This is a genomic window from Acinetobacter sp. 24-47-64, assembly GCF_057737055.1.
This window is the reverse complement of the sequence record NZ_CM173215.1, coordinates 1391904-1415291: the sequence shown is the minus strand read 5'-3', so window position 1 is coordinate 1415291 and position 23388 is coordinate 1391904. Positions and strand designations below refer to the sequence as shown.

Annotated in this window: 28 protein-coding genes; 14 read left to right on the top strand and 14 right to left on the bottom strand. The window is 37.8% G+C overall.

Annotated features, from left to right (window positions below; translation table 11 throughout):
• The 6 genes from AC1M85_RS06715 (at position 1) to AC1M85_RS06690 (ending at position 4371) form a co-directional block, all read left to right on the top strand.
• Positions 1–615 carry an OB-fold-containig protein gene (locus tag AC1M85_RS06715; protein ID WP_488213793.1) on the top strand — a complete coding sequence of 205 codons (615 nt, stop codon included), beginning with the start codon at positions 1–3 and terminating at the stop codon, positions 613–615.
• Positions 616–1026: 411 nt separating this feature from the next.
• Entirely contained in the window at positions 1027–1218 is a 192-nt protein-coding gene (gene cydP / locus AC1M85_RS06710) for a cytochrome oxidase putative small subunit CydP (protein WP_481587955.1), read from the top strand.
• On the top strand, positions 1218–2798 hold the full coding sequence (locus AC1M85_RS06705; RefSeq protein WP_035266593.1) for a cytochrome ubiquinol oxidase subunit I: 1581 nt from the start codon (positions 1218–1220) through the stop codon (positions 2796–2798). The genes cydP and AC1M85_RS06705 overlap by 1 nt, the downstream gene beginning before the upstream one ends.
• Position 2799: 1 nt before the next feature.
• On the top strand, positions 2800–3945 hold the full coding sequence (gene cydB / locus AC1M85_RS06700; protein WP_488213792.1) for a cytochrome d ubiquinol oxidase subunit II: 1146 nt from the start codon (positions 2800–2802) through the stop codon (positions 3943–3945).
• Between the two features lie 26 nt (positions 3946–3971).
• Entirely contained in the window at positions 3972–4073 is a 102-nt protein-coding gene (cydX, locus tag AC1M85_RS06695) for a cytochrome bd-I oxidase subunit CydX (RefSeq protein WP_035266590.1), read from the top strand.
• Position 4074: 1 nt separating this feature from the next.
• Positions 4075–4371: a cyd operon YbgE family protein gene (locus AC1M85_RS06690; RefSeq protein ID WP_481589510.1), complete on the top strand. Its 297-nt coding sequence runs from the start codon at positions 4075–4077 to the stop codon at positions 4369–4371.
• A 59-nt stretch (positions 4372–4430) separates the two neighbouring features.
• Here the strand turns inward: AC1M85_RS06690 and AC1M85_RS06685 are convergent, their stop codons facing one another.
• From AC1M85_RS06685 to ftsY, 3 genes are all read right to left on the bottom strand, one after another.
• Positions 4431–5072, bottom strand: a complete 642-nt coding sequence (locus AC1M85_RS06685) for a DUF2057 family protein (protein WP_488213791.1) — start codon at positions 5070–5072, stop codon at positions 4431–4433.
• Between the two features lie 113 nt (positions 5073–5185).
• Entirely contained in the window at positions 5186–5779 is a 594-nt protein-coding gene (locus tag AC1M85_RS06680) for a nitroreductase family protein (protein ID WP_035266583.1), read from the bottom strand.
• A gap of 237 nt (positions 5780–6016) precedes the next feature.
• Positions 6017–7096, bottom strand: coding sequence for a signal recognition particle-docking protein FtsY (ftsY, locus tag AC1M85_RS06675; protein ID WP_035266635.1), 1080 nt, complete (start codon positions 7094–7096; stop codon positions 6017–6019).
• Between the two features lie 252 nt (positions 7097–7348).
• On the opposite strand from ftsY, the gene AC1M85_RS06670 reads away from it, so the two are divergent.
• Together AC1M85_RS06670 and AC1M85_RS06665 are read left to right on the top strand one after the other, a co-directional pair.
• Entirely contained in the window at positions 7349–8656 is a 1308-nt protein-coding gene (locus AC1M85_RS06670; RefSeq protein ID WP_481610378.1) for a M16 family metallopeptidase, read from the top strand.
• Positions 8657–8663: 7 nt separating this feature from the next.
• Complete coding sequence (locus AC1M85_RS06665; RefSeq protein WP_488213790.1) at positions 8664–10175, top strand: M16 family metallopeptidase; 1512 nt, start codon at positions 8664–8666, stop codon at positions 10173–10175.
• On the opposite strand, the gene AC1M85_RS06660 is transcribed toward AC1M85_RS06665, so the two are convergent.
• Both AC1M85_RS06660 and AC1M85_RS06655 read right to left on the bottom strand, forming a co-directional pair.
• A complete protein-coding gene (locus AC1M85_RS06660; protein ID WP_481590861.1) occupies positions 10172–10492 on the bottom strand; it encodes a hypothetical protein in 321 nt (106 codons plus the stop codon). The two genes, AC1M85_RS06665 and AC1M85_RS06660, sit on opposite strands and share 4 nt — an antisense overlap.
• Before the next feature lie 106 nt (positions 10493–10598).
• A complete protein-coding gene (locus AC1M85_RS06655) occupies positions 10599–10958 on the bottom strand; it encodes a hypothetical protein (protein WP_481587962.1) in 360 nt (119 codons plus the stop codon).
• A gap of 225 nt (positions 10959–11183) precedes the next feature.
• Between AC1M85_RS06655 and AC1M85_RS06650 the strand changes: the two genes are divergently transcribed.
• From AC1M85_RS06650 to AC1M85_RS06635, 4 genes are all read left to right on the top strand, one after another.
• Positions 11184–11417, top strand: a complete 234-nt coding sequence (locus AC1M85_RS06650) for an SEL1-like repeat protein (RefSeq protein ID WP_035266572.1) — start codon at positions 11184–11186, stop codon at positions 11415–11417.
• Between the two features lie 140 nt (positions 11418–11557).
• Positions 11558–11941 (top strand): DUF2750 domain-containing protein, encoded by a 384-nt coding sequence (locus AC1M85_RS06645; protein WP_481609263.1) that lies wholly within the window; start codon positions 11558–11560, stop codon positions 11939–11941.
• A gap of 87 nt (positions 11942–12028) precedes the next feature.
• Entirely contained in the window at positions 12029–12460 is a 432-nt protein-coding gene (locus AC1M85_RS06640) for a CBS domain-containing protein (RefSeq protein WP_035266567.1), read from the top strand.
• A 175-nt stretch (positions 12461–12635) separates the two neighbouring features.
• Positions 12636–13517, top strand: a complete 882-nt coding sequence (locus AC1M85_RS06635) for a hypothetical protein (protein WP_488213789.1) — start codon at positions 12636–12638, stop codon at positions 13515–13517.
• A gap of 35 nt (positions 13518–13552) precedes the next feature.
• On the opposite strand, the gene trpB is transcribed toward AC1M85_RS06635, so the two are convergent.
• The 9 genes from trpB to AC1M85_RS06590 form a co-directional block, all read right to left on the bottom strand.
• Complete coding sequence (trpB, locus tag AC1M85_RS06630) at positions 13553–14761, bottom strand: tryptophan synthase subunit beta (RefSeq protein WP_488213788.1); 1209 nt, start codon at positions 14759–14761, stop codon at positions 13553–13555.
• A 35-nt stretch (positions 14762–14796) separates the two neighbouring features.
• Entirely contained in the window at positions 14797–15984 is a 1188-nt protein-coding gene (locus AC1M85_RS06625) for a vWA domain-containing protein (RefSeq protein WP_488213787.1), read from the bottom strand.
• 8 nt (positions 15985–15992) lie between these two features.
• Positions 15993–16844 (bottom strand): AAA family ATPase, encoded by an 852-nt coding sequence (locus AC1M85_RS06620; RefSeq protein WP_092768445.1) that lies wholly within the window; start codon positions 16842–16844, stop codon positions 15993–15995.
• A 29-nt stretch (positions 16845–16873) separates the two neighbouring features.
• Positions 16874–17245: a hypothetical protein gene (locus AC1M85_RS06615; RefSeq protein WP_092768473.1), complete on the bottom strand. Its 372-nt coding sequence runs from the start codon at positions 17243–17245 to the stop codon at positions 16874–16876.
• 34 nt (positions 17246–17279) lie between these two features.
• Positions 17280–17585 carry a YcgL domain-containing protein gene (locus AC1M85_RS06610; RefSeq protein WP_035266558.1) on the bottom strand — a complete coding sequence of 102 codons (306 nt, stop codon included), beginning with the start codon at positions 17583–17585 and terminating at the stop codon, positions 17280–17282.
• A gap of 129 nt (positions 17586–17714) precedes the next feature.
• Entirely contained in the window at positions 17715–18857 is a 1143-nt protein-coding gene (locus AC1M85_RS06605) for a ribonuclease D (protein WP_035266550.1), read from the bottom strand.
• A 209-nt stretch (positions 18858–19066) separates the two neighbouring features.
• Positions 19067–19663 carry a recombination mediator RecR gene (gene recR, locus AC1M85_RS06600; RefSeq protein ID WP_488213786.1) on the bottom strand — a complete coding sequence of 199 codons (597 nt, stop codon included), beginning with the start codon at positions 19661–19663 and terminating at the stop codon, positions 19067–19069.
• A 12-nt stretch (positions 19664–19675) separates the two neighbouring features.
• Positions 19676–20005 carry a YbaB/EbfC family nucleoid-associated protein gene (locus tag AC1M85_RS06595; RefSeq protein WP_035266548.1) on the bottom strand — a complete coding sequence of 110 codons (330 nt, stop codon included), beginning with the start codon at positions 20003–20005 and terminating at the stop codon, positions 19676–19678.
• A gap of 24 nt (positions 20006–20029) precedes the next feature.
• The gene (locus tag AC1M85_RS06590) at positions 20030–21217 is read right to left on the bottom strand and encodes an O-succinylhomoserine sulfhydrylase (protein WP_488213785.1); all 1188 of its coding nucleotides are present in this window, start codon (positions 21215–21217) and stop codon (positions 20030–20032) included.
• Positions 21218–21358: 141 nt separating this feature from the next.
• Between AC1M85_RS06590 and AC1M85_RS06585 the strand changes: the two genes are divergently transcribed.
• Together AC1M85_RS06585 and AC1M85_RS06580 are read left to right on the top strand one after the other, a co-directional pair.
• Positions 21359–22453 (top strand): alpha/beta fold hydrolase, encoded by a 1095-nt coding sequence (locus AC1M85_RS06585; protein WP_092768451.1) that lies wholly within the window; start codon positions 21359–21361, stop codon positions 22451–22453.
• Positions 22454–22458: 5 nt separating this feature from the next.
• Positions 22459–23328: an NAD(P)-dependent oxidoreductase gene (locus tag AC1M85_RS06580; protein WP_488213784.1), complete on the top strand. Its 870-nt coding sequence runs from the start codon at positions 22459–22461 to the stop codon at positions 23326–23328.
• The last annotated feature ends 60 nt before the right edge of the window (positions 23329–23388 follow it).

Below are 23388 nucleotides of genomic sequence, written 5' to 3'. Positions count from 1 at the left end.
ATGCTGGCATTTTTAATGGAAATTGATTTAATGCCATTTCATATGTGCGTGTTTGCATTGCTAATGCTCAGCATGGCTGAAACCTTAGGCTATTTTTTTGGCTTAAGACCTAGTCAATTTATAAAAAAATTAACACCTTATTGGCTTATTCGCCTTCCTTTGCTTCAAGTTAAATTTTCCAAAGTTCTCATTCTTGTTTTTTTTCTGATCAATTTTAGTTTTGCTGGATATTTTCTTCAGCTCATTGTATTTGCAAGCCAGAAAACCTTTCTAGCTTGGTACTATGTTTTATTACCCGCTTTAATTATCGCAATCTTCTTTACGGTATTTATGATTCATTGTTTGGATCAAGTAATCAAACCCAAATACAAATCAGAGCACTCAAATTTGCTTGGTCGACTAGCAACTGTTTCTAGTGGTAATGCACGACCTGGTTTCTCTGCTCAAGCACGCGTTCGCGATGAATTCGGTCAATTACATTATGTACAAGTTGAACCAGAGTTTGGGGAACTTGAATTTCAATCTCAAATCCTCCTGATCCGTGCAAAAAGATCTCATTTTATTGCTAAAAAAATTGCCAAAACAAATCAACTTTTCAATGTTGATCAGCATTAATGAGCTATTACCCCCACTTCAATTATATGCATTTGATTTGAAAATAGTTCATTCAAGGTATTTTTGACGCCTATTAAATTTAAATCCAATCAACTCAACGATTATATAAAATTAATAAAATCTTTATAACCAACTATTTTAATCAGACTTAAAACCAACCAATTTAATAAGCTTTAAAACAACAATCCCATTATTTTAGTTGGAATTAAAATATTAATACCAAGTAATTTAGTCTATTTTATTTTTAAACATAACCATTTTAGTCGGATTTAATACCATTAAAAATCAAAACATCAAGCTATTGTTTTTATTATATTTTTTATATTAAAAATATTTATGACTATAAAGTATTTATTTTAAATGAAAAAAAGATAATAATATTTAGAATAGATTTAAATAATGCATTTAAATATGATGATTAAACCTTCAAGTTTAAATAAAAATTTAATCAAAGAGATTACTTTGATTCTTATTATCAAAGTAATCATTCTTATCGTGATTAAAAATATTTGGTTTGATGCACCTACCATTCCCAAAAACTTTGACCATCAAGTCGCTGAACGAATTACGGGCAGCGAACTTAAAATGAAGGAGACACGTTGATGATTTCTGAAAGCGTGGTCGATCTATCGCGGTTTCAATTTGCAATGACCGCAATGTATCACTTTATATTTGTACCCCTCACTCTAGGTTTGGCATTTATCCTTGCCATCATGGAGACCACCTACGTCATTACAGGTAAAGAGATTTACCGAGACATGACCAAGTTTTGGGGTAAGTTATTCGGGATCAACTTTGCTTTAGGGGTAACCACTGGACTAACGATGGAATTCCAGTTTGGTACAAACTGGGCTTACTACTCACATTATGTAGGTGACATTTTTGGTGCACCATTAGCAATCGAAGGATTAATGGCCTTCTTTTTAGAATCTACTTTTATTGGTTTATTCTTTTTCGGCTGGGAACGTCTTTCTAAAGTCCAACATTTATGTGTGACATGGTTAGTGGCTTTAGGCTCTAATATGTCAGCACTTTGGATCTTGGTTGCAAATGGTTGGATGCAAAACCCTGTCGGGGCCGCATTTAACTATGAAACCATGCGTATGGAACTGGTAGATTTTGCCGCACTAATATTTAACCCAGTGGCACAAGTTAAATTTGTCCATACTGTTTCTGCGGGTTATGTGACTGGTGCAATTTTTGTATTGGCAATTTCAAGTTATTACCTACTTAAAAAACGTGATTTGGCCTTTGCCCGTCGTTCATTTGCCATTGCTGCTATTTTCGGTCTTGCTTCGACATTATCCGTAATTTTACTGGGTGATGAATCAGGATATGAATTAGGTGATGTTCAGAAAACCAAACTCGCTGCAATTGAAGCAGAATGGGATACACATCCAGCACCAGCTGCATTCACATTATTTGGTATCCCCAATCCCGAGACGCAAACAACAGACTATGCTGTGAAAATTCCATATGTCATGGGTTTAATTGCGACTCGCTCTACAACTGAACAAGTCACAGGGATCAAAGATTTAATCGCACAACATGAGCAACGTATCCGTAATGGTATGGTCGCTTATGCACAGCTTGAACAACTTCGTGCTGGAGATCAATCACCAGAACTCAAAGCTGCATTTGACGAGACTCAAAAAGATTTGGGTTATGGTCTATTGTTGAAGAAATACACACCAACTGTGGTTGATGCTACTGAACAACAAATTAAATCTGCAGCTTTAGATACTATCCCTCATGTTCCAAGTTTATTTTGGGCATTTAGAGCGATGGTGGCGTCAGGTTTCTTGATGCTCTTGTTGTTCATTCTTGCAACGTACGCTGTCATGAAACGTAATGCTGAAAATAAAACTTGGTTGCTCAAGTTTGCACTGATCGCCCTTCCACTTCCATGGATTGCAGCTCAAACAGGTTGGTACGTTGCTGAAGTTGGTCGTCAACCATGGACTATTGGTGAAGTTTTACCAACACACCTATCTGCATCAAGTATTAGTTCAGCGGATGTATGGGGTTCAATTTTAGCACTCGCTGCTTTCTATACAGTGCTGCTCATCATAGAAATGTATTTAATGATCAAATTCTCAAGACTAGGACCAAGCTCTTTACATACTGGAAAGTATCATTTCGAAAAACTAGCAGCAGCCAATAAGTCAACTGAGGAGATTTAACATGATTGAATATGAACTTCTCAAAATCATTTGGTGGGTATTGGTCGGCGTCCTCCTTATTGGGTTTGCTTTGACTGATGGATTTGATATGGGCTCTATGGCACTGATGCCGTTCGTCGGTAAAGACGATGAAGAGCGTCGAGCTGCTATCAACACAATTGCACCACATTGGGATGGAAACCAGGTGTGGTTTATTACGGCGGGTGGTGCACTTTTCGCAGCTTGGCCAATGGTATATGCAACAGCTTTCTCGGGTATGTACTGGGCGCTGTTACTCGTATTATTTGCTTTATTCCTTAGACCTGTTGGTTTTGACTATCGCTCTAAGCTCGAAAATACTAAATGGCGTAATGCTTGGGATTGGGGCTTATGTATTGGCGGAGCAGTACCAGCACTCGTTTTTGGTGTTGCATTTGGCAATATGTTCCTTGGTGTACCCTTTACACTTGATGAAACTGTTCGTTCAACTTACACAGGAAGCTTCTTTGCACTTTTAAATCCATTTGCCTTGGTCTGTGGATTGGTCAGTTTGACGATGCTTGCTGCGCATGGTGGTGCATGGTTAATGCTACGCACTGAAGGTGCATTAAGAACACGCTCCGCTCAAGCTACACGATATATGGGTATTCTTTTTCTCATCTGTTTTCTCGGTGCTGGTGCATGGTTGTATTTCGGCAATATCGAAGGCTACACGCTTGTAACACCTTATGATACGAATGGTGTAGCTAATCCACTTGCTAAAGAAGTACTCACTAATGCCAATCATGGCTGGATGAACAATTATTCTATTTATCCAATCACAATATTGGCACCGGTAATGGCGATTATCGGAGGAATAATTGTGGTTTTAGCATCGTCTAAAAATAAAGCGGGACTTAGTTTTCTGGGTACATCGTTCGCTGTGATTGGCACAATTCTCACTGCTGGTTTTGCCCTATTCCCATTCCTGATGCCATCTAGTATTCATCCAAACATTAGCTTGACGATGTGGGATGCAGTATCTAGCCAAATGACGCTTTCAGTAATGACTGTTGCTGCGTGTATTTTTGTTCCGCTGATCTTGGCATATACCACTTGGTGTTACTACAAAATGTGGGGTGTGATCACCAAGAAACATATTCAAGACCACACGCATAGTCTGTATTAAAACCGAATCACTGTTAGGAGATAATTATGTGGTACTTCGCATGGATACTAGGTGTGTTAATGGCATGTTTCGCGAGTGTACTTGCAGCCATTTACATGGAACAACATCAAGACTTAGATGGTGAATGAAATGAGTGAGCTTGCAATGTCAAATTCTGAAAAACGTAAATACTCATTCGCAATGATCATTTCATTTCTGATGGCATTGCCTCTCGCTACCATATTACTCATCCATCCAAGTCTGATGTTGGATGCAAGTGGTCATTACAGTCATCGTGCCATGATGCTGATTATGATTGGAATATCTGGTGGATTTATCCATGGCGTAGGGTTTATACCACGTTATTGGATATGGAAGTATTTATTTAGTCCATTTGTAGCATGGCCATTGATGATTTATGGTTACTATACTTGGCTGTTCACTTAATTTATAAAAAAGCCCTCTATGAGGGCTTTTTTATATCTGTATATGAAATATTAAATGTTTTATTGCGTTGCAAGCCAAGTCATAAATTTTTGACGTTCCTGCTTTGAAGAATTTTTCCATACTTCAATCAACGTCTGACCATCGTGAGTATTTGAATTTGTATTTTTAATGTCAGCTTGTTCCACTATTTGAGTATTTATTGATGGTGTACTTGACTTGGTCATTGGGCTAGCTTGTGGCTCATTATGCAATATCTGATTGATCGTACCGCCTAGCAAACTTTGCGAGGTCATTTGAACAATCAGATTATTTGAAATGAGTTGATTATTTTGATTATAAATTGCCAATTGAGGATTTTTGGCGAATGTTTTTGCTTGGTCCAAATCTCGTGGTGGATGAATTAAATCCAATTTGTATGAATTATTATCCTCTAGGGTTGGCAATTTCAAAGTAAGAATATCCGACTTTACGATCTCATGATTATTTAAAGGTAGTTCAAAGTATTGATTATATCGAACATTCAACAAAGGTTGATTCGCATCAATTTGGTATTGTTTTTTTGATTTAAATAGTCCTGATTTAATTTCTTGATTATTCACTGAAATTACGACCAGTTCCTCTGGAACCACCAAGGTCGCCGCTGCAAAAATTTGACTGCTCAAACCCGTAAATATCAATGCAGACGCAATTTTTAATTTCATAAATAACTCAATATTTGATTGTTAGATATGACTACTATGCTACCAAGCGATGACAATTTAATGACAGAACTCGTCATAAAAAAAGGCACCGAAGTGCCTTTATATGATTTGGATTAATTAAAAGTTTTAAAACGAATTTCATCATCAATAAACGTTTTATCTCCTGCAGGCGCTTCGATTGAACCGAGCACAAGCTGAGCACGAAGTTTCCAAGAAGCTGGAATTTCAAATGTTGAAGCCACTTCTTCATCCACAATTGGATTGTAATGTTGTAATGATGCTCCAATATTTTTTTCTGACAATGCTGTCCACACTGCAAATTGAGCAATAGCTGTTGAATGTTCAGACCAGATTGGGAAATTCTCAGCGTAAAGTGGGAATTGCTCTTGTAAACCTTTCACCGTATCTTGATCTTCATAAAACAATACAGTTGCATGACCCGCTTTAAAGCTATTGATCTTATTTTGAGTTCCCTCAAATGCTTCTGCAGGAACAATTTTACGTAAAGTTTCTAAAACGATATTCCAAAATTTGTCATGTGACTCACCAAAAAGTGTCACAACACGTGATGTCTGTGAGTTAAATGACGATGGACTTTGACGTACCGCTTCTTTAATGGTTTCTTCAATCTGAGTATTGTCTAAAGAAACATTCTTACCAATCGCATAGATGGTACGGCGGTTTTTAATTTGATTTAGAAAAGACATAACTTATTCCTTATTTTTAACATTCATTGTGTGCTAACGATAATGCTATCTTATTCATATTACGAAACCTTTTCAGCCTTATCTTCATAACAAAGTGTTCTATTTTTGGAACAAATTGCGTATTTAATGTATTGAGTCTAAAGATTCGGCTTTCTCATATTTGATTAACCTTATGAATTTTAATTATTTATAAAAAAAGCTCCGTATAAGGAGCTTTTTAAATTAACCCAAGAATAATTATTTTTCGTTATCGAATAATGCAGCGACAAATGATTTTGCTGAGAACGGTCTCAAATCATCAATCTTTTCACCTACACCAATAAATCGGATTGGCACATGTGTACGGCTCGCAATATTAAATAGCACACCACCCTTTGCCGTACCATCCAATTTAGTAATAGTAAGACCCGTTAAACCTACAGCTTCATCAAACATTTCAACTTGGTTAATCGCGTTCTGTCCTGTGCCAGCATCCACAACAAGCATCACCTCGTGCGGTGCAGTCGCATCAATTTTCTGCATAACGCGTTTTACTTTTTTGAGCTCTTCCATCAAGTGACCTTTGTTATGCAAACGCCCTGCGGTATCTGCAATCAATACATCGATCCCTTTCGCTCGTGCACTTTCAAAAGCATCAAAAATTACAGAAGCACTGTCTGCACCATGACCCTGTGCAACGACATGAATATCATTACGTTCACCCCAAATTTGTAGCTGTTCAGTCGCCGCAGCACGGAAAGTATCGCCTGCCGCGAGCATGACTTTTTTACCTTCACCTTGCAATCGTTTTGCGAGTTTACCAATCGTGGTTGTCTTACCTACACCATTTACACCCACAACCAAAATCACATAGGGATTTTTATTCGGATCGATATGTAACGGTTTGACACGTGGTGCTAATAAAGCAACTAATTCTTCTTGAAGAGCTTTATAGAGAGAATGAGAGTAGATCAAATCGCCACGCGCAGTTCTTTCAGTCAAATTGGCAATAATTGTTTTAGTCGCCTCTACCCCAATATCTGCGACCAATAATTGTTCTTCAACTTCTTCGAGCAGCTCATCATCAATCTCTTTACCACCGACTAAAATGTTCATCATTCCGTCAGCTAAATTTTTACGAGATTTTGATAAGCCTTCTTTCATACGACTGAAGAAACCACCTTTCGGTTTTGTTTCTTCAACGGCCGGCACCGTTTCCAGCTTTTCTACTTCATTGTTTTCGATAATAGGCACATTAACGGCCGGGAGGCTCGGTAAGGTGACATCGTCATCACCAATATCCGCATCAATCAAGAATTTATTTTGCTGTTCTTGCATGCCGATTCCTTGAAAAGCATTGCGATTAAAAGAATGGAGTTTAGCATAGATTGCTTTAAATTCACGATCTGCAATTACTTTTAAAACGATCAACCAAATTGCAACAGTTCAATCTTGAATAAATATACGACATCATCAAGAATAATTTTAAAGTCATTATTCGGATTAATTGTGTCTCTCAGTCGGCTCAAATTCTCTCTGCAACTCATTTTCAAACAGACAATCATCATTGCTGCGATTACATCAGCACCGATGATGGCATTTGCAAATCAGCAAACTACTCAACTCTCTCGAAACACCGTCGAAACAACACTGGATAATGGTTTAAGAGTCATTATTAGAGAAGATCACCGCGCACCTGTAGTAATTAGCCAAATTTGGTATGCCGTCGGCAGTAGTGACGAGTCAGGGAATTTACTCGGCATTTCACACGTACTAGAACATATGATGTTCAAAGGCACTAAAAAAGTACCGAATGATGAATTTACACGCCTTAGTCGAATTTATGGTGGTAGTGTCAATGCATTCACATCCACAAATTACACCAATTACTATCAATTCTATCCTAAAAAATATCTTCCACTGGCATTAGAGTTAGAAGCAGATCGAATGCAAAATTTAGTTCTGCGCCAAGAAGATTTCGAACCCGAAATTAAAGTCGTAATGGCTGAACGACGGCAACGAACAGAGGACAATCCTCGAAACCTTGCTTTTGAAAGATTTAAATGGATTGCATACCCGACCAGTCACTATCGCCAACCAGTGATTGGCTTAATGAAAAATCTGAATAACATTCAATTAAATGATTTAAAAAAATGGTACCAAACTTGGTACGCACCGAATAATGCAACATTAGTCGTTATTGGGGATGTAGATCCTGAACAAACCATTAGAGAAGTCAAAAAATATTTTAATAAGATTCCCAAAAAAACCGTTCCTGAGCGAAATGATGTGCTTGAATTTTCAAGAATTGGATATCGCTTCATGCAGCAATATCAGGCTGTACATGTGCCCAACTTGTTTATGGCTTGGAATGTCAATTCCATTAAAACAGCAAAAAACCCTCAAGACGCCTACGCTTTAACCATTATTCAAAATCTATTGGACGGCGGAATTTCAGCACGTCTACAAGAGAGACTGATCCGAGATAAGCGAATTCTGACCTCAATTAATGTGAGTTATGATCCATATAATCGTGGGGATAGCCTATTTTTAATCTCTGCCATACCTGCTGAGGGTATCAGTCTTGAGCAAGCGCAAAAACGCATACAGCAGGAACTAGATTTATTCAAATCAGAATTAGTGAATGAAAAAGAACTCAATCGGGTCAAGGCGAATTTCGTTTCCAATTTAGTGTATAGCCAAGATGATATTATTGGGCAAGCTCGACTCATTGGTTTGCTCAGCATCAATGATCTAGACTATCGCATGATTGATCAACTCCCTGATTACTTCGATAAAGTCACACCGCATGATTTACAACGCATTGCCAATATTTATTTTAATCGTGACAATTTGAGCGTTTTACATCTTTATCCTGAACAGAAAAACAACAACTAGGCGTTTTATGAATTATTTGTCTTCTCTATTTTTAACGAGTGTATTGTGTGGTGCCATCTTGAGTTCACTGTCGCATGCAGAGGAACTTATAGAAGCGGAACCAATTGAACAGATCATCGAAGAAGATCCCAGTGGTCTAAGCTCGATTAAAAACTTGTTAAGCTTAAAAGAGATCACAAACTCTTCCCAAAATTATAAAGCGCCTTTTGTTCAAGAACTTAAAAACTCTTTAAATGTACGAACCTTATTTGTTGAAACGAATGATCTGCCAATGGTCGACATTCAAATTACATTTAATGCTGGATCTGCACGAGATGAAGTCATAGGTAAAGGACTTTACGGTATATCCAATATGGCAGCTCGCCTTATGCTTGAAGGAACAGATCAGCTCAGTGCCAAACAGATTACCAGCACATTTGAGGGATTAGGCGCCAAATATTCTTTCAATGCCTATCGCGATATGTTTGTTGTTCGACTAAGAGTGTTAAATGATCCTGAAAAATTTAACCCTGCATTAAACTTACTACTGCATTTAATCAAACATGCCACCTTCAAACAATCAGGCATTAATCTCACGCTCAGTAATACTCAAATTGGGCAAAAACAACTTCAAGAGAATCCATCTAGACTAATGTCAATACAACTGTATCGTATGCTGTATGGGGATCATCCATATGCTCAACCAACAGCTGGGACAGTAGGTAGTTTAAAAAAGATTACGCCTGAATTACTCAAAGAATTTAGAGATCGATTGCTTGTCGCTCAAAATTCCAATATAGCAATCACAGGACAACTCACTCAAGATCAAGCTCAACAGATCTCGGAACTGATCAGCATCAATTTACCACAAGGGCAAAAGCAGCCTAACCTTCCAACTCCCGTAAGTGAATCAGGTTTTAAAATTTCAGTACTAAAACGCGAAAGCCTACAAGCACATGCATTATTGGGTCATTTATCTTTAGAGCGAGCACATCCAGATCGTGCCGCTTTGGAAGTTGCCAACAGAATGTTTGGTGGTGGGAGTTTTAATTCAATCTTATCAAAAGAGTTACGAGTTAAACGAGGACTCACCTATAGCGCATCGAGTACGCTTACTACACCACAGGTACCTGGCGTTTTTAGTTTTGGATATGCGACACAACAAGACCAATTGCTCGAAAGCTTAAAGCTCGCACATCAAGTATTCATTGACTTCAAAAAACAGCCTATTACTGACTCTTTACTTAAAGAAAATAAAGAAAGTATTCTTCGGTCTTTTCCGATGACCTTAAATAGCAATGCAAATATTAATGCCCAAATCGCATCAATTGGTTTTTACGGACTTAATTCCAATTATCTAAATGAGTATCAGGAGCAGATTCGAAAATTAACTCGCCAAGATATTCAAAATGCAATACAAAAACATTTACACCCCGATCAAATCACTATTATCGCTGTCTCTGATCGTGTCACTGCCAAGGAGATCGAAGAAATACTGAATCAAAATCTTGGGCTCAATCTGAATAAGATTGAAGACTAATCCAACTTTTCAATCGCTGGATAAATTTTTATACGAGCATTCTCGATATGATAAGCATTCAGCAAACGATAAAATTCAATATTTTTAATCTTAGGTTTTGCAAGTAACAAAGTTGCCATTTCATGCGTTCGCTCTAAACGATTTTGAGCCGCGAGCGCTTGAACTTGTTCAAAGTGGGCTGAATTAATTGGACGATTCAGTGCAATACTAGAGACAATAAGAATAAAAAGTACAATGCCTATGATGAAAGCATTTTGAATCTGCTCAATATTTAATTGTGAGAAAAGATCAGACGAAATTTTTTTTAAATGGAGCATGTACAACCTCGGATTAGCTTAAGTGTAATCCGAGATGCTTTAAAAATATAGTGTTAACGTTGATTTAAAGAAGAACCATTATGCAAAAAATGGCGCTTATTCACCTTTAAGAGACTACATTCTGCACAACACCAAAATATAAGATAGCAGCGATCACCGCGAGTACGATAAAAATAGTGAAAACACTTAAACCACCTTCAGCATCATCAGGGTGTTCTTCGTCAATGACGGCGATACGTTTTAATTCGCCGTCATAATAGCGATAAAATTCAGCTTTCGCTGCAGGATCAAGCGTCTGCGTGTAATCATGCACACGTTTACGCTGCTCTAAACAGTAGTGACCTAAATGGATTTCTTGATGAAAAATTGCTTCATCAAGTTGTTTTTTATGATGATGTGCAAGCGCAATAATATCGGATGGCTCTGGTGGATTGCCAAATGTAAAACCATCAATGGTATTAGTCATAAGTCATTCTCCTTTATAGTTATTTACAGTTTTATCATAAACTCAATATAAAATGATTAAAGTTTAATCATGTAAGTATTTTTTAAAAGATTTATCTTGAAAATTTATTTGACAATTAACGCAAATTGTAATATTAGTTTAATATTACTTTGTTATATTCCATTTTGACCTAATTTAGGTCTTTATAACTGTAGTACTAATCATAATTAGAATAAGGAGTTTTATATGATTAAACAATTCTCTCAACAAGACCTCGAACATATGTATTCGAATGCTGTAAATACCATTCAATTTGAAATGAATTTTACAGACGCAGTTTCAGAACTTGAGAATGCAGCACGTGCGGGTCACGGTAAAGCAGCGATGTTTCTAGCTGAACTCTATCTTCAAGGTTTCCGTGTAGAACGTGATTCTTTGAAAGCTCAGTATTGGCAAAACATGGCCACAATGCAAGCATAAATAAACGTCACATTCGTGGCGTTTTTTTTAGCTTTTTCATTACATATTTGCTTACCAAACTTTAAATTAATGCAACTAAACTTTAAGAAAAAAACATTAGACTGAACTTATCATCATTGATAATGAATCATTGAACGATCATGAACACCTTTGTACAGTTGCAACCCAATTCAAAGCATTTTTTACTCAAAATTAATATCCTTAAAACCATGATGTATTGTGGAGTACTTTGGGGACTGTACAATCCAGAACATCAAGGTTGGGCCATTCGATCAATCAATCAAGAATACATATTCCCCTTCTGGCTCAATTCAGTGCAGGCTTTACATTATGCAAAAATTCACTGGCCGCACTATCAGCCTCGAAAAATAACGCCTGATGATTTTAAAAATTCACTACTCCCAACCCTAACGCGACTAAAAGTAACACCTGCCCTGTGCAATCATCGAGATCGCCACTTTAAGCTCACTATTCCACACATGCAGATGCTATTTTTTCAAAATCATTTGAGCCCATCTATTTAGCAGAAAATTCCACTAAAACAATTGTAAAGATTTAAGATTTCAGTTATTAACTTATACATGGACGAATAACCAACAAGAGGAACCCTTATGACAACAGTAGCTCAAGTCCTACAAAATAAAAACAATTCAGAAATCTCTACCATCACACCTGATGCTACGGTTTTAGAAGCAATCACATTAATGGCAACAAAAGGTATTGGTGCCGTTGTTGTCGTACAAGATGAAAGACTTGTTGGAATTTTATCTGAACGGGATTACACGCGTAAAATTGCACTTATGCAACGTACATCCGACTTAACTACAGTCTCAGAAATTATGACTGGTACGGTTTTATCTGTAAGCAAAAGCAACACCGTAGATGAGTGTTTAGATTTAATGACAGAACGTCATATTCGCCATCTGCCAGTATTAGAAGACGATAGACTCGTCGGAATTGTATCTATTGGTGACTTAGTTAAAGCCGCGATGGAAGACCAAAAAGTGTTGATTGAACAACTTCAACAGTATATTTCAGGATAAAGCTAAGCTCCCATCTAGGGGGCTTTTTTGATAATTCAATCATGATCTCAATTTTGAACAATAGATTGAAATTGGTCATCTTTTACAATGATTTTCTTTTATTGAGTCATTGAACTATTTAAACAGCATTAGTAAAGTCATCACATTATGGATTTTTTTTGCCTAAGGACTAATGATGTATAAAAAGTTATTGTGTTACACCGCTTTATTTGTAACTGCTTCCACTTATGCATCTGAACTTGAACCAACGATAAAGAATCAAATAGAGCTGCTAAAAAAAGCAAAAACATATCAAAAAAAGACGCTCATCACGCCTGCATGTAATACCTATGAAAAAGCCTACAAAATGGGATATTTAGGGGCTGATCAAGATATGAAAAATCCAAGAAAAAACAAAGAATTTGTTGAAGCCGCCCTGCAAACTTCTGCCTGTTATACAAATTTGAGTTATACAGAGCAACCTCAAAAATGGCTCGAAGGCACTGTAACACTATTTAAGTTAAAAAATTATTTTGCAGTCCCAAATTTAGATGGCCGACTTAAAGAAATTCAAGATGAAATGATGTCGATCGCAGAAGTGCTATATTTCAAAAAAAATGCTGACTATCGCAATCCCTCTTCTGAAGTGACCAATGCCTGTGCTGCATCTGAAATTGGCTTCAAGATTGGTTATTTAGGTGATCCTGATAGAGCTAAAGATCCTGCATTCAATGCAACATACGTACAACATGGTTTATTTCATGCCGCTTGCGTTTCTTTACTTCCATCCAAGGCTAAATCTGAGAATCCAGCATTTACGAGTTATTTGTCTTACGCAATTTTAAAAGAACTTGCCACTAAATATGACAGCAAAAAAGCACACGAACTAAGTGCACCAGCTGATGAAATAATGAAAACCATGGTTCAAGCTCAACAAGCTCAACAAGCTCAACAAGCTCAACAAGCGACTGAAACACCTGTTCAAGATCTTTCAATCGAAACGCCGCTCATTCCAATTGAAATTTCCTCCTTTGAAAATATTCTTACGCCTTTGAATGAAGAACCACCAGAAATGTAATTAAAAAAACCAGCCTAAGCTGGTTTTTTTATGTGTTAATTTAAACCTAATTTTTCTGCCACATAGTCCGAGTCTTTATCACCTCGACCTGATAAATTCACCACAACAATGGTATCTTTGGACAATTGTGGAGCTTCGCGTATCGCCCAAGCAACAGCATGTGAACTTTCTAATGCAGGCACAATCCCTTCAACTCGAGATAGAGTCATGAATGCATTCAGACATTCTTCATCAGTTGCTGTTGAGTACTCAACACGACCAATATCTTTTAAGAAACTGTGTTGAGGCCCCACACCAGGATAATCTAATCCAGAAGCAATTGAATGCACAGGTAATGGCTCGCCATTTTCATCTTCCAGTACATAACACGCCATACCATGAAGTTGACTTGGTTTACCTAAAGTTAGTGTTGCCGAATGTTGATCAGTATCTAAACCATGTCCTGCTGGTTCAACACCAATCAATTTCACACCACCATCATTAAGGAATGCACTGAATGCGCCCATTGCATTTGAGCCACCGCCAACACAAGCAACTATATAATCAGGATATTTGTTAAATCTGTCTTGTGATTGAACTTTAATTTCATCACCGATAATTGCTTGGAAATCACGCACCATTTTAGGAAATGGATGTGGACCAACGACTGATCCGATGGCATAAATAAAGCTATCAGGGTCTTTCAAATACTCTTCGAAAGCACTATCAACAGCATCTTTTAATGTTGCTGTTCCACGAGTGACTGAGATTAGATTCGCACCCAAAATTTTCATTTTCACGACATTTGGATGTTCTTTTTCAATATCAACTTGACCCATATGAATTTCACATGGGATACCAACCAAGGCACAAGCGGTGGCTAATGCGACACCATGTTGACCTGCCCCAGTTTCAGCAATGACTTTTTTCTTGCCCATGTATTTAGCAAGTAAAGCTTCACCCAAACAATGGTTAATTTTATGTGCACCTGTATGGTTCAAATCTTCACGCTTCAGATAAATTTGAGCACCGCCCAATTGTTCTGAAAGTCGTTTAGCATGAAATAAAGGACTTGGACGACCTACATAATGCGCAAACAGCTCTGAAAGCTCATTTTGAAATTCAGGTGTTTTACGAATTTCTTCATAAGCAACATTGATTTCATCCATTGCTGCTTTTAAATGAGGTGGAATGAATTGACCACCATATTCACCAAAAAAACCTTCTTCATTTGGCAATGCCACACCATTGATTTGATAGCTCATATCAAGATCCTTTAGATGAATATAATTTAAAAAAGTTAGCGCGAGAGGAATTTAGTCATATCTTCAATGCCTTTTAAAGTCATTGGATACATATGATCTTCAAATATTTCTTTGATCATTCCTATCGTTTGAGTGTAATGCCAGTAATTCTCAGTTTCAGGATTCAACCAAGCCGTCTTTTCATAATGCTGGCGCAAACGACGCAACCAAATTTCACCCGACTCTTCATTCATGTATTCGACAGAACCACCAGCAGATTTTAATTCGTATGGCGCCATACTTGCATCACCAACAACAATCACTCGATAATCTTTACCATAGGTATTAAATAAATCTAAGGTATTCATTTTTGTCGAAGTACGGCGATGATTGTCTTTCCACACGTAATCATAAAGACAGTTATGGAAATAGAAATATTCTAAAGTCTTAAATTCTGTTTTGGCTGCACTAAACAGTTTTTCACATTGTGCAATATAGGCATCCATAGAACCGCCTACATCGAACAACATTAAAACTTTAATTCGATTACGACGCTCTGGCACCATCTGTACATCAAGAATTCCCTGCTTAGCCGTTTCGCGAATCGTTTGATCTATATCAAGCTCTTCTTCAGCACCTTGACGCGCAAATTTTCTCAGACGACGCAACGCCATTTGCATATGACGTGTTCCCAAAATTTGATCATCATCAAGATTTTGGTATTTACGTTGTTCCCACACTTTCACCGCAGATTTTTTACGTCCCGGCCCTCCAATTCTCACCCCCTCTGGGTGATCACCAAAAGCTCCAAACGGTGAAGTGCCACCAGTGCCAATCATACGATTACCACCTTGGTGTTTTTTATGTTGCTCACGCAAACGCTCTTCCAGCATTTTCATGAGCTCTTCTAAAGAGCCTGCTCTTTGTAGTGCTTCACGTTGCTCTGGCGTTAAGTGTTTTTCAAGGAGTTCTAAATCAAACCATTCTTTAGGAAGTTGATTAACTTTACTGAGTAAATCATCTACACCAAAGGTTTGAATGCCCTGAAAATAATCCTTCATAGCACGATCATACTTATCGAAGTAACGCTCATCCTTGACCATGACTGTCTTCACAAGCTGATAAAAATCATCTTGATCTGCAAAAACCAAACCTAGACTAATTGCTTGATTTAAATCAATCAGCTCGCGCGTCGTTACGGGGATTCCGTATTTTCGCAAGGTGTAAAACAGTCTTACGAACATAGTATCACCTATCGACGAGTCATAAATGCGAGGCGCTCAAGTAGCTGCACATCTTGCTCATTTTTGATGAGCGCACCATACAGCGGTGGAATTGCTTTTGACTTATCATGGTTTCTTAAAATATCTTCAGGCATATCATCAGCCATCAATAAGCTTAACCAATCAATTAATTCAGAAGTTGAAGGTGGCTTCTTAAGACCAGGTATTTGGCGAAGCTTAAAGAAGACCTGAAGTGCCTCACTGACCAATGTCGTTGAAATTCTTGGAAAATGAACTGCAATAATTTCACGCATGGTCTGTTCATCTGGGAATTCAATATAATGAAAGAAACAACGGCGTAAAAAAGCATCAGGAAGTTCTTTTTCATTATTTGAAGTGATGATCACAATTGGACGCTGTGTTGCAGTAATTGTTTCACCAGTTTCATAAACAAAGAATGACATTTTGTCTAGTTCATGAAGCAAATCATTTGGGAACTCGATATCTGCTTTATCAATCTCATCAATTAATAAAACGCAACGTTCTTCAGAGGTAAATGCTTCCCACAATTTACCTGGTTTAATATAGTTTTTAATATCATAAACACGCTCATCACCCAATTGACTATCGCGTAATCTTGAAACGGCATCGTATTCATAAAGACCTTGTTGAGCCTTCGTCGTTGATTTGATATGCCAAGTAATCAGTTTTAAACCCAGGCTATCAGCAACTTGTTCAGCCAATAATGTTTTACCTGTACCTGGCTCACCCTTCACTAAAAGAGGCTTTTGCAACGCTCGAGCGGCCTTCACAGCAAGCTTGAGACTATCTGTGGCGATATATTGATCTGTACCCGTAAATTGATGTGCATCAACAGACATAATGAAACCTTATTTTTTTATTTGGATAATTAAAGTGGTGGTGTCTTCACTGACGATGTGTGTCTCGGATTCTTTTGTTTAGAAGCGTACTTAGTCCAGAAATAACCTGCCAATAACCCTAAAGCAATAACAAAGGCAATCAATGAGAAATTAGACCAGATCAAAGGTGAATCTTTTGTTAATACCCCAAAGATCAAACCAAAAGTTGCAGGTGCTAAGGCGGAATTAGGACCTTCAGAAATCGTTGGTGTTGCCAAAATAGCAAACACAAAAATCCAAGTCACTCCACCTAAAGGTGAAGGTAGGCGTTTCGCTATGCCGTACCAACACCACAGAATAATCAAAGTTCCGAGAATATAGACGGTAATTGCAATGTTATATTCTGGAATTGAATCCAACATTGAAACAAACTGATCCCATCCTCCAACTTGATTATCACGCACCGCGTAGTCCCTCTGGCTCTACCGCATTAGGATTGATCAATCCTTCAGGCGGCAATTGTAAAAAGAATCCTTTCGTCTGAATTGAATCCATCACATGTAAAACATTTGCACGCGCTAATTTGCGTTCTGCATGTAATTCCAGTGACATCACAAATGTCGCTCGGCCAAATGCATTTTTCATTGCATCAGATAATACTGATAACGGATCAACAGCTTCTTGGTTTTCCGCTTGTTCAGGACGCGCAACGTAAATATACATTTCGTCTTTCTTACTAGATTTGTAGATTTCACACCACATGATTCAAACAACACCTTTTAAACTCAAAGCAAAGCATACATCAAAAAAAACGGCGAAACATTAGCGTTTGTTAACGCATCAGTCTAGTTTAGGATGACTGGTAATTCTTTAATCAAATTTTGAGAGAAGTCATTCATTGACTTTCATTTGCATACTCAAATATTGTGCATCTTTATGAAGCAACTCAATTAATGGCTTCGTCAGTAAATCATAACGCCAACCGAGTAAATATTGAGGTAAGTCTTGTTCATCGCCATGAAAAACCACATGCTGATATAAAGCCCCGAGCCATTTTTTTCGCATTAACACTTCTTTGGGGATCACCAACTCTTCTGCAAGATTACCAATCATGTTATCAACATCATGTGTAATATCTTTAGATGAATGTTTAATTGGTCGAGCAATTCGTAATGGCCATTCTTCCATTGGGGGCAGCAACGCAATAATATCCAAAATCGTTTTACCGTGCTCACGAACCACATTCGGACGAATATTTTTAACTTGGGATAATTGAAATGTATTTTTTGGATTTTTTTCCACCAAATCAATCATAGTGGCATTTTTCAGAATAAAACTTCGAGGCTGATTTAAAGCCTTCACCATTTCTTCACGCCAAACACTGAGCAATTGTAGCTGCATTAACTGCTTTCGAGAGTGTCTATAATTTCCGACATCTTCGTATAGTTTCTCTTTCGGCGTTTCTGTCGCAATCTCAAGCGTGAGGCTCTTACAATCCTCTAGTACATACTGATAATGTCCTTTTTTCTCTAATTCATTTTTTAGCGCATCGGCTAAATTCATAATATATAAGACATCATTCGCTGCGTATGCTTTTTGCTCTTCAGTTAAAGGACGTGCAAGCCAATCTGAACGTGTTTGATCTTTATCAATTTCTATATTTAAAATTTCTTTAAGCGCATTTTGATAACTGACCTGTAATCCGTGTCCGAGAAAAGACAAAGCCACCTGAGTATCAAATACATTATTAAGATGATTGCCTTTTGAATAATGGTAAATCAGATCAATATCTTCACCACAAGCATGGAAAATATTTTGCTTTGCAGCAAAAACTTTAGGCCAGAAACTCGAAAAATCTAGACGTGTACCATCTAATAAAAACACCTGATCTGCGACATTGATTTGCAAGACACCCAATTTTGGCCATAGTGTATCAACTTTGATAAATTCAGTATCTAAACCATAAACATCTTGTTGACTCATTAGTGTCAAAACATGCTCGAGTTCTTTTTGCTCTTGGATAAATTGAAACATCATAAAAAACAATGTGCTAGATTGGTATCGAGATGTATTTTAGCTTAAATTATCAATTTTAAATATAAATTTTCAATTAAAGCGTCAAGCAAATCTATGTATACACTGTAAATAGTTATAAAACATGAAAAATTTAATATTTTTTTTGACTAAAAAACTATTCAGAAAAGTGATATTTCTCTAATCAAAAAAATAAGCACAATTTGTGCTTATTTCATTTGCATACGATTATGAACTGCTTGGCTTAAGGTGTGACTATCGACATACTCAAGCTCACCCCCTTGTGGTACACCTTGAGCAATACGTGTCATTTTGATATTCAAATGACGTGTAGCTTCTACCAAATAATGTGCCGTAGCCTGTCCTTCAACCGTTGCATTGGTAGCGAGAATAACCTCTGCTACCTGACCTTCAGCTAAGCGTTGAACTAATGCAGGTATGCCAACCTCTTCAGGCCCTATACCATCTAAAGGAGATAAATGCCCCCCCAATACATGATATTTGCCTCTGAAACTTCCACTTTGCTCAATTGCCATCACGTCTGCAGGAGATTCAACCACACAGATCAAGGCATCATCTCGGTCTTGCGACAGACAAATGTCACACACCTCATTCTCAGTCAATGAGTGGCAAATAGAACATTCATGGATATGATCAGCGGCATCGCTAAGTGCTTCAGATAATGCCAAAGCACCTTGCTTATTCTTCATGATCAAATGCAACGCCATGCGCTGAGCCGACTTAGGCCCAACGCTTGGTAAAATTCGCAGTGCTTGGACGAGTTGGTCAAACCGTTCGCTGAACACTCGGCAATATCCTTAAAATAAACCTGACAAGCCAGGAGGTAATCCCATACCACTATTTGCAGACTTCATTGTTTCTTCTGAAATCGCTTCGGCTTGGCGTGCAGCGTCATTCATAGCAGCTGCAATCAAATCCTCAATCATATCTGGATCGTCTTGAAGTAATTCTGGATTGATTTCAATGCGTTTTACCACATTACGGCAAGTCATTGTCACTTTTACCAAACCACCACCAGCTTCAGCATGCACTTCTTTCTGTGCAAGCTCTTCTTTCGCTTTCTTGATGTTGGACTCTACTTCCTTTTGCATGCGCTGTGCTTGTTGCATAAGCATGTTAATGTTCATTTGTATACTCCGAACAAATTTAAATTAGACTAAATCAAGACCACGTTGAATGTCTGCAATAATATCATCAACGTCTTCCAAACCTACTGAAAGACGAATTAAACCTTCTGCAATGCCAGCTGCAGCCTTCGCTTCATCAGACAATTTACCATGAGTAGTCGTTGCAGGATGAGTAATCGTTGATTTTGCATCCCCAAGATTTCCAGTAATAGAAATAAATTGAGTGTGATCAATTACTTTCCAAGCAGCTTCTCGCCCACCTTTTACCACGAATGAAACGATACCACCAAAACCTTTTTGTTGCTTTTTAGCCAAATCATGACCTACATGATCCGCTAAGCCAGCAAAGAATACTTTCTCGATTTTATCGTGCTGATGAAGCCACTCAGCAATCTTTTGTGCACTTTCAGAATGAGCCTTCATACGTAGACGAAGCGTTTCCAAACCTTTTAGGAAAACCCAAGCATTGAACGGACTCATAGAAGGCCCAGTTGTACGAACGTAGCCAAAAACTTCTTCAAGTAATTGATGACTACCTACGACAGCACCACCCAACGCACGACCTTGACCATCTAAATATTTTGTTGCTGAATACACGACAAGATCCGCACCCAGTTTTAATGGTTGTTGTAGCACTGGCGTACAGAAACTATTATCAATTGCGAGTAAGGCATGATTTTCATGCGCGATATCTGCTAATGCGCTAATATCAGCAATTTCCGATAATGGATTTGACGGAGATTCTACAAATAGTAGTTTAGTTTCTGGTTTGATCGCAGCTTTCCAAGCATCTAAATCTGTTAAATCAACAAAATTGACAGTCACACCAAACTTAGAAATATATTTTTCAAATAAGGCCACGGTTGAACCAAATACTGCTCGAGAACATACAACATGATCACCAGCCTTTAAGAATGACATCGCCACCGCCATGATCGCAGCCATACCCGTACTTGTTGCCACTGCACGTTCAGCACCTTCCATTGCAGCCAATCTTTTTTCAAACATTGCGACTGTTGGGTTTGTAAAGCGAGAATAAATATTACCGGGCTCTTTTCCAGAGAATTTAGCTGCTGCTTCTGCTGCATTTGCATATACAAATGAAGAAGTTAGAAACATCGGTTCAGCATGCTCACCTTCAAAACTGCGCGTATGACCTGTACGAAGTGCTAATGTATCAAGTTGGTATTCAATGTCGTCTTGCTGGCTCATTGCTCTAAATCAGTCCTAAAAACTGCCTTTGTGAATAATTGCCAACATTTTGAGCGCCCAAAGCATTTAAGGTCAAGGTAAAATATATAAATATCGCTTAGACTTCGTTCAAATCACATGCTTATGAGATCTTCAACCTTCATGGAACATTTAAAAACTAACTGGCGTTCTAAACAAAGCAAGTTAAAAAATTTAGGGACACGCATTTTTTACGGTAAATCTTTGGTTTTATCTCAAGCAACGCCGTATGAAGTGATAGGTACTCATAAATCGAGTAAAATTCGATATTACGCATCTGAAAATAAAAAATATGTTGAGCCATTGGTCTTTGTCGCGCCTTTAGCGATCAAGATGGATATTTATGACCTTTATCCATACCGTTCTCTTATCAAATATTATACAGAGCAAGGCTTTGATGTGTATTTATTGGATTGGGGACACTTTAGCTATAAAGATCGCGATCTCAACTTTTTAGGTTTTATTGATGATGCAATTCCGAATTGTATCGATCAAATTCGTACACACGCTAAATCTGATCAAATTTCATTACATGGCTGGAGTATGGCGGGAATATTTGTTCTGTTGTACACAGCGCTCAGACAGCCGAACCATGTAAAAAATCTAATCGTTTTAGGTAGTCCAATTGATAGCTTTGCTTCAGGTAGTATCGGAAAGCTATATGCTAAGATGAATCGCTATCTTGAAAGAACTCGTCTACTCAAACATAAAGTTTATAACGGTCGTATTCCTAAGCGCCTCATTCACTCCCCAGGTATTTTAAATGCAATTGGATTTAAAATTTTAGATCCAAAAGGTTGGTATGAAGGCCATAAACAATTATTACTGAATCTTGATGATAAAAAACTTTTGCATGAACATGCCACTTTAGGTTATTTCCTCAATCATATGATTGATTATCCTGCTGGGGTAAACCAAGATATGTTATTCAATGTCTGGTTAAGAAATCCGCTAAAAAATGGTTATATCGAACTTCAAGATAAGAAAATCGAATTAAAAAATATAGACTGCTCTCTTATGATTGGCGCGGGTTCAAGCGATCAAATGGTCACAGCTGATGCTGTTAGACCATTGACTGAATTGACAAATAGTCGTGATGTCACGTTTACTCTTATTCCTGGTGGGCATTTAGGTTTAATGTCGAGTCAAAAAAGTGCCGATCAATTTTGGCCTGAACTTGCTCACTGGTTAGCAGAGCGTTCAACACAAATAGAGTAAAGAAAATGACGACAGTTGCATTTATTGGATTAGGCGCAATGGGTTACCGTATGGCAGCTCATTTACCCAAACACTATGAATCAGTTTTGGTATGGAATCGAAATTTCGAGAAAGCCAAACAACATGCAACTGAATATCAAACACAAGCTGTATCACTTCAAGAAGCTGCCCAAGCTGATATCATTTTTAGTTGCTTACCAACGAGTCAGCAAGTCAATGAGATCATTCATCAAGTCGACATTAAATCTGGATCAATTTGGGTAGACTGTACCAGTGGCGTGCCTGATGCAGCTAAAGCACAACAAGCTTTTTTAAAATCAAAAGGTGTATTTTTTCTAGATGCGCCTGTTAGCGGACAAACTATTGGTGCTGAAAACGCGACTTTAACCTTCATGGTAGGTGGTGAAAAAGTTGCTTTTGAAGCTGTATTACCAGCGATGCAAGCCATGGGTAAACTGATTAAACATGTAGGAGACTCAGGATCTGGTTTTGCTGTGAAAGCAGTGAACAACATGCTCTTGGCTGTCCACTTATGTGCCGCTGCTGAAGGTTTTACTGCACTTAAAGCGCATGGTGTGGATTTAAATGAAGCATTAGAGTGCATCAATGCTTCAAGTGGTAAAAGTGGTGTGACTGAAAATGTATTGCCTCAACGGGTATTAAATCGAAGTTTTCCAAATACTTTTGCCTTACCGTTACTGAGCAAAGACACTGGTATCGCAGTAGACCTCATTCATCAAGCAAAATTATCCGCACCTGTCATTACGCTTACTCAAAGTCTAATTGGTGCTGCTAATGCAATAGCTGAACCTAATAGTGATTTTTCGACAGCAGTTAAAATGTACGAATCATGGAGCAAAATTACCTTAGAATAAATTTTCGCCATTGAATTCACATATAAAGCCCATATAATTGAAATGTGACAATATCAAATG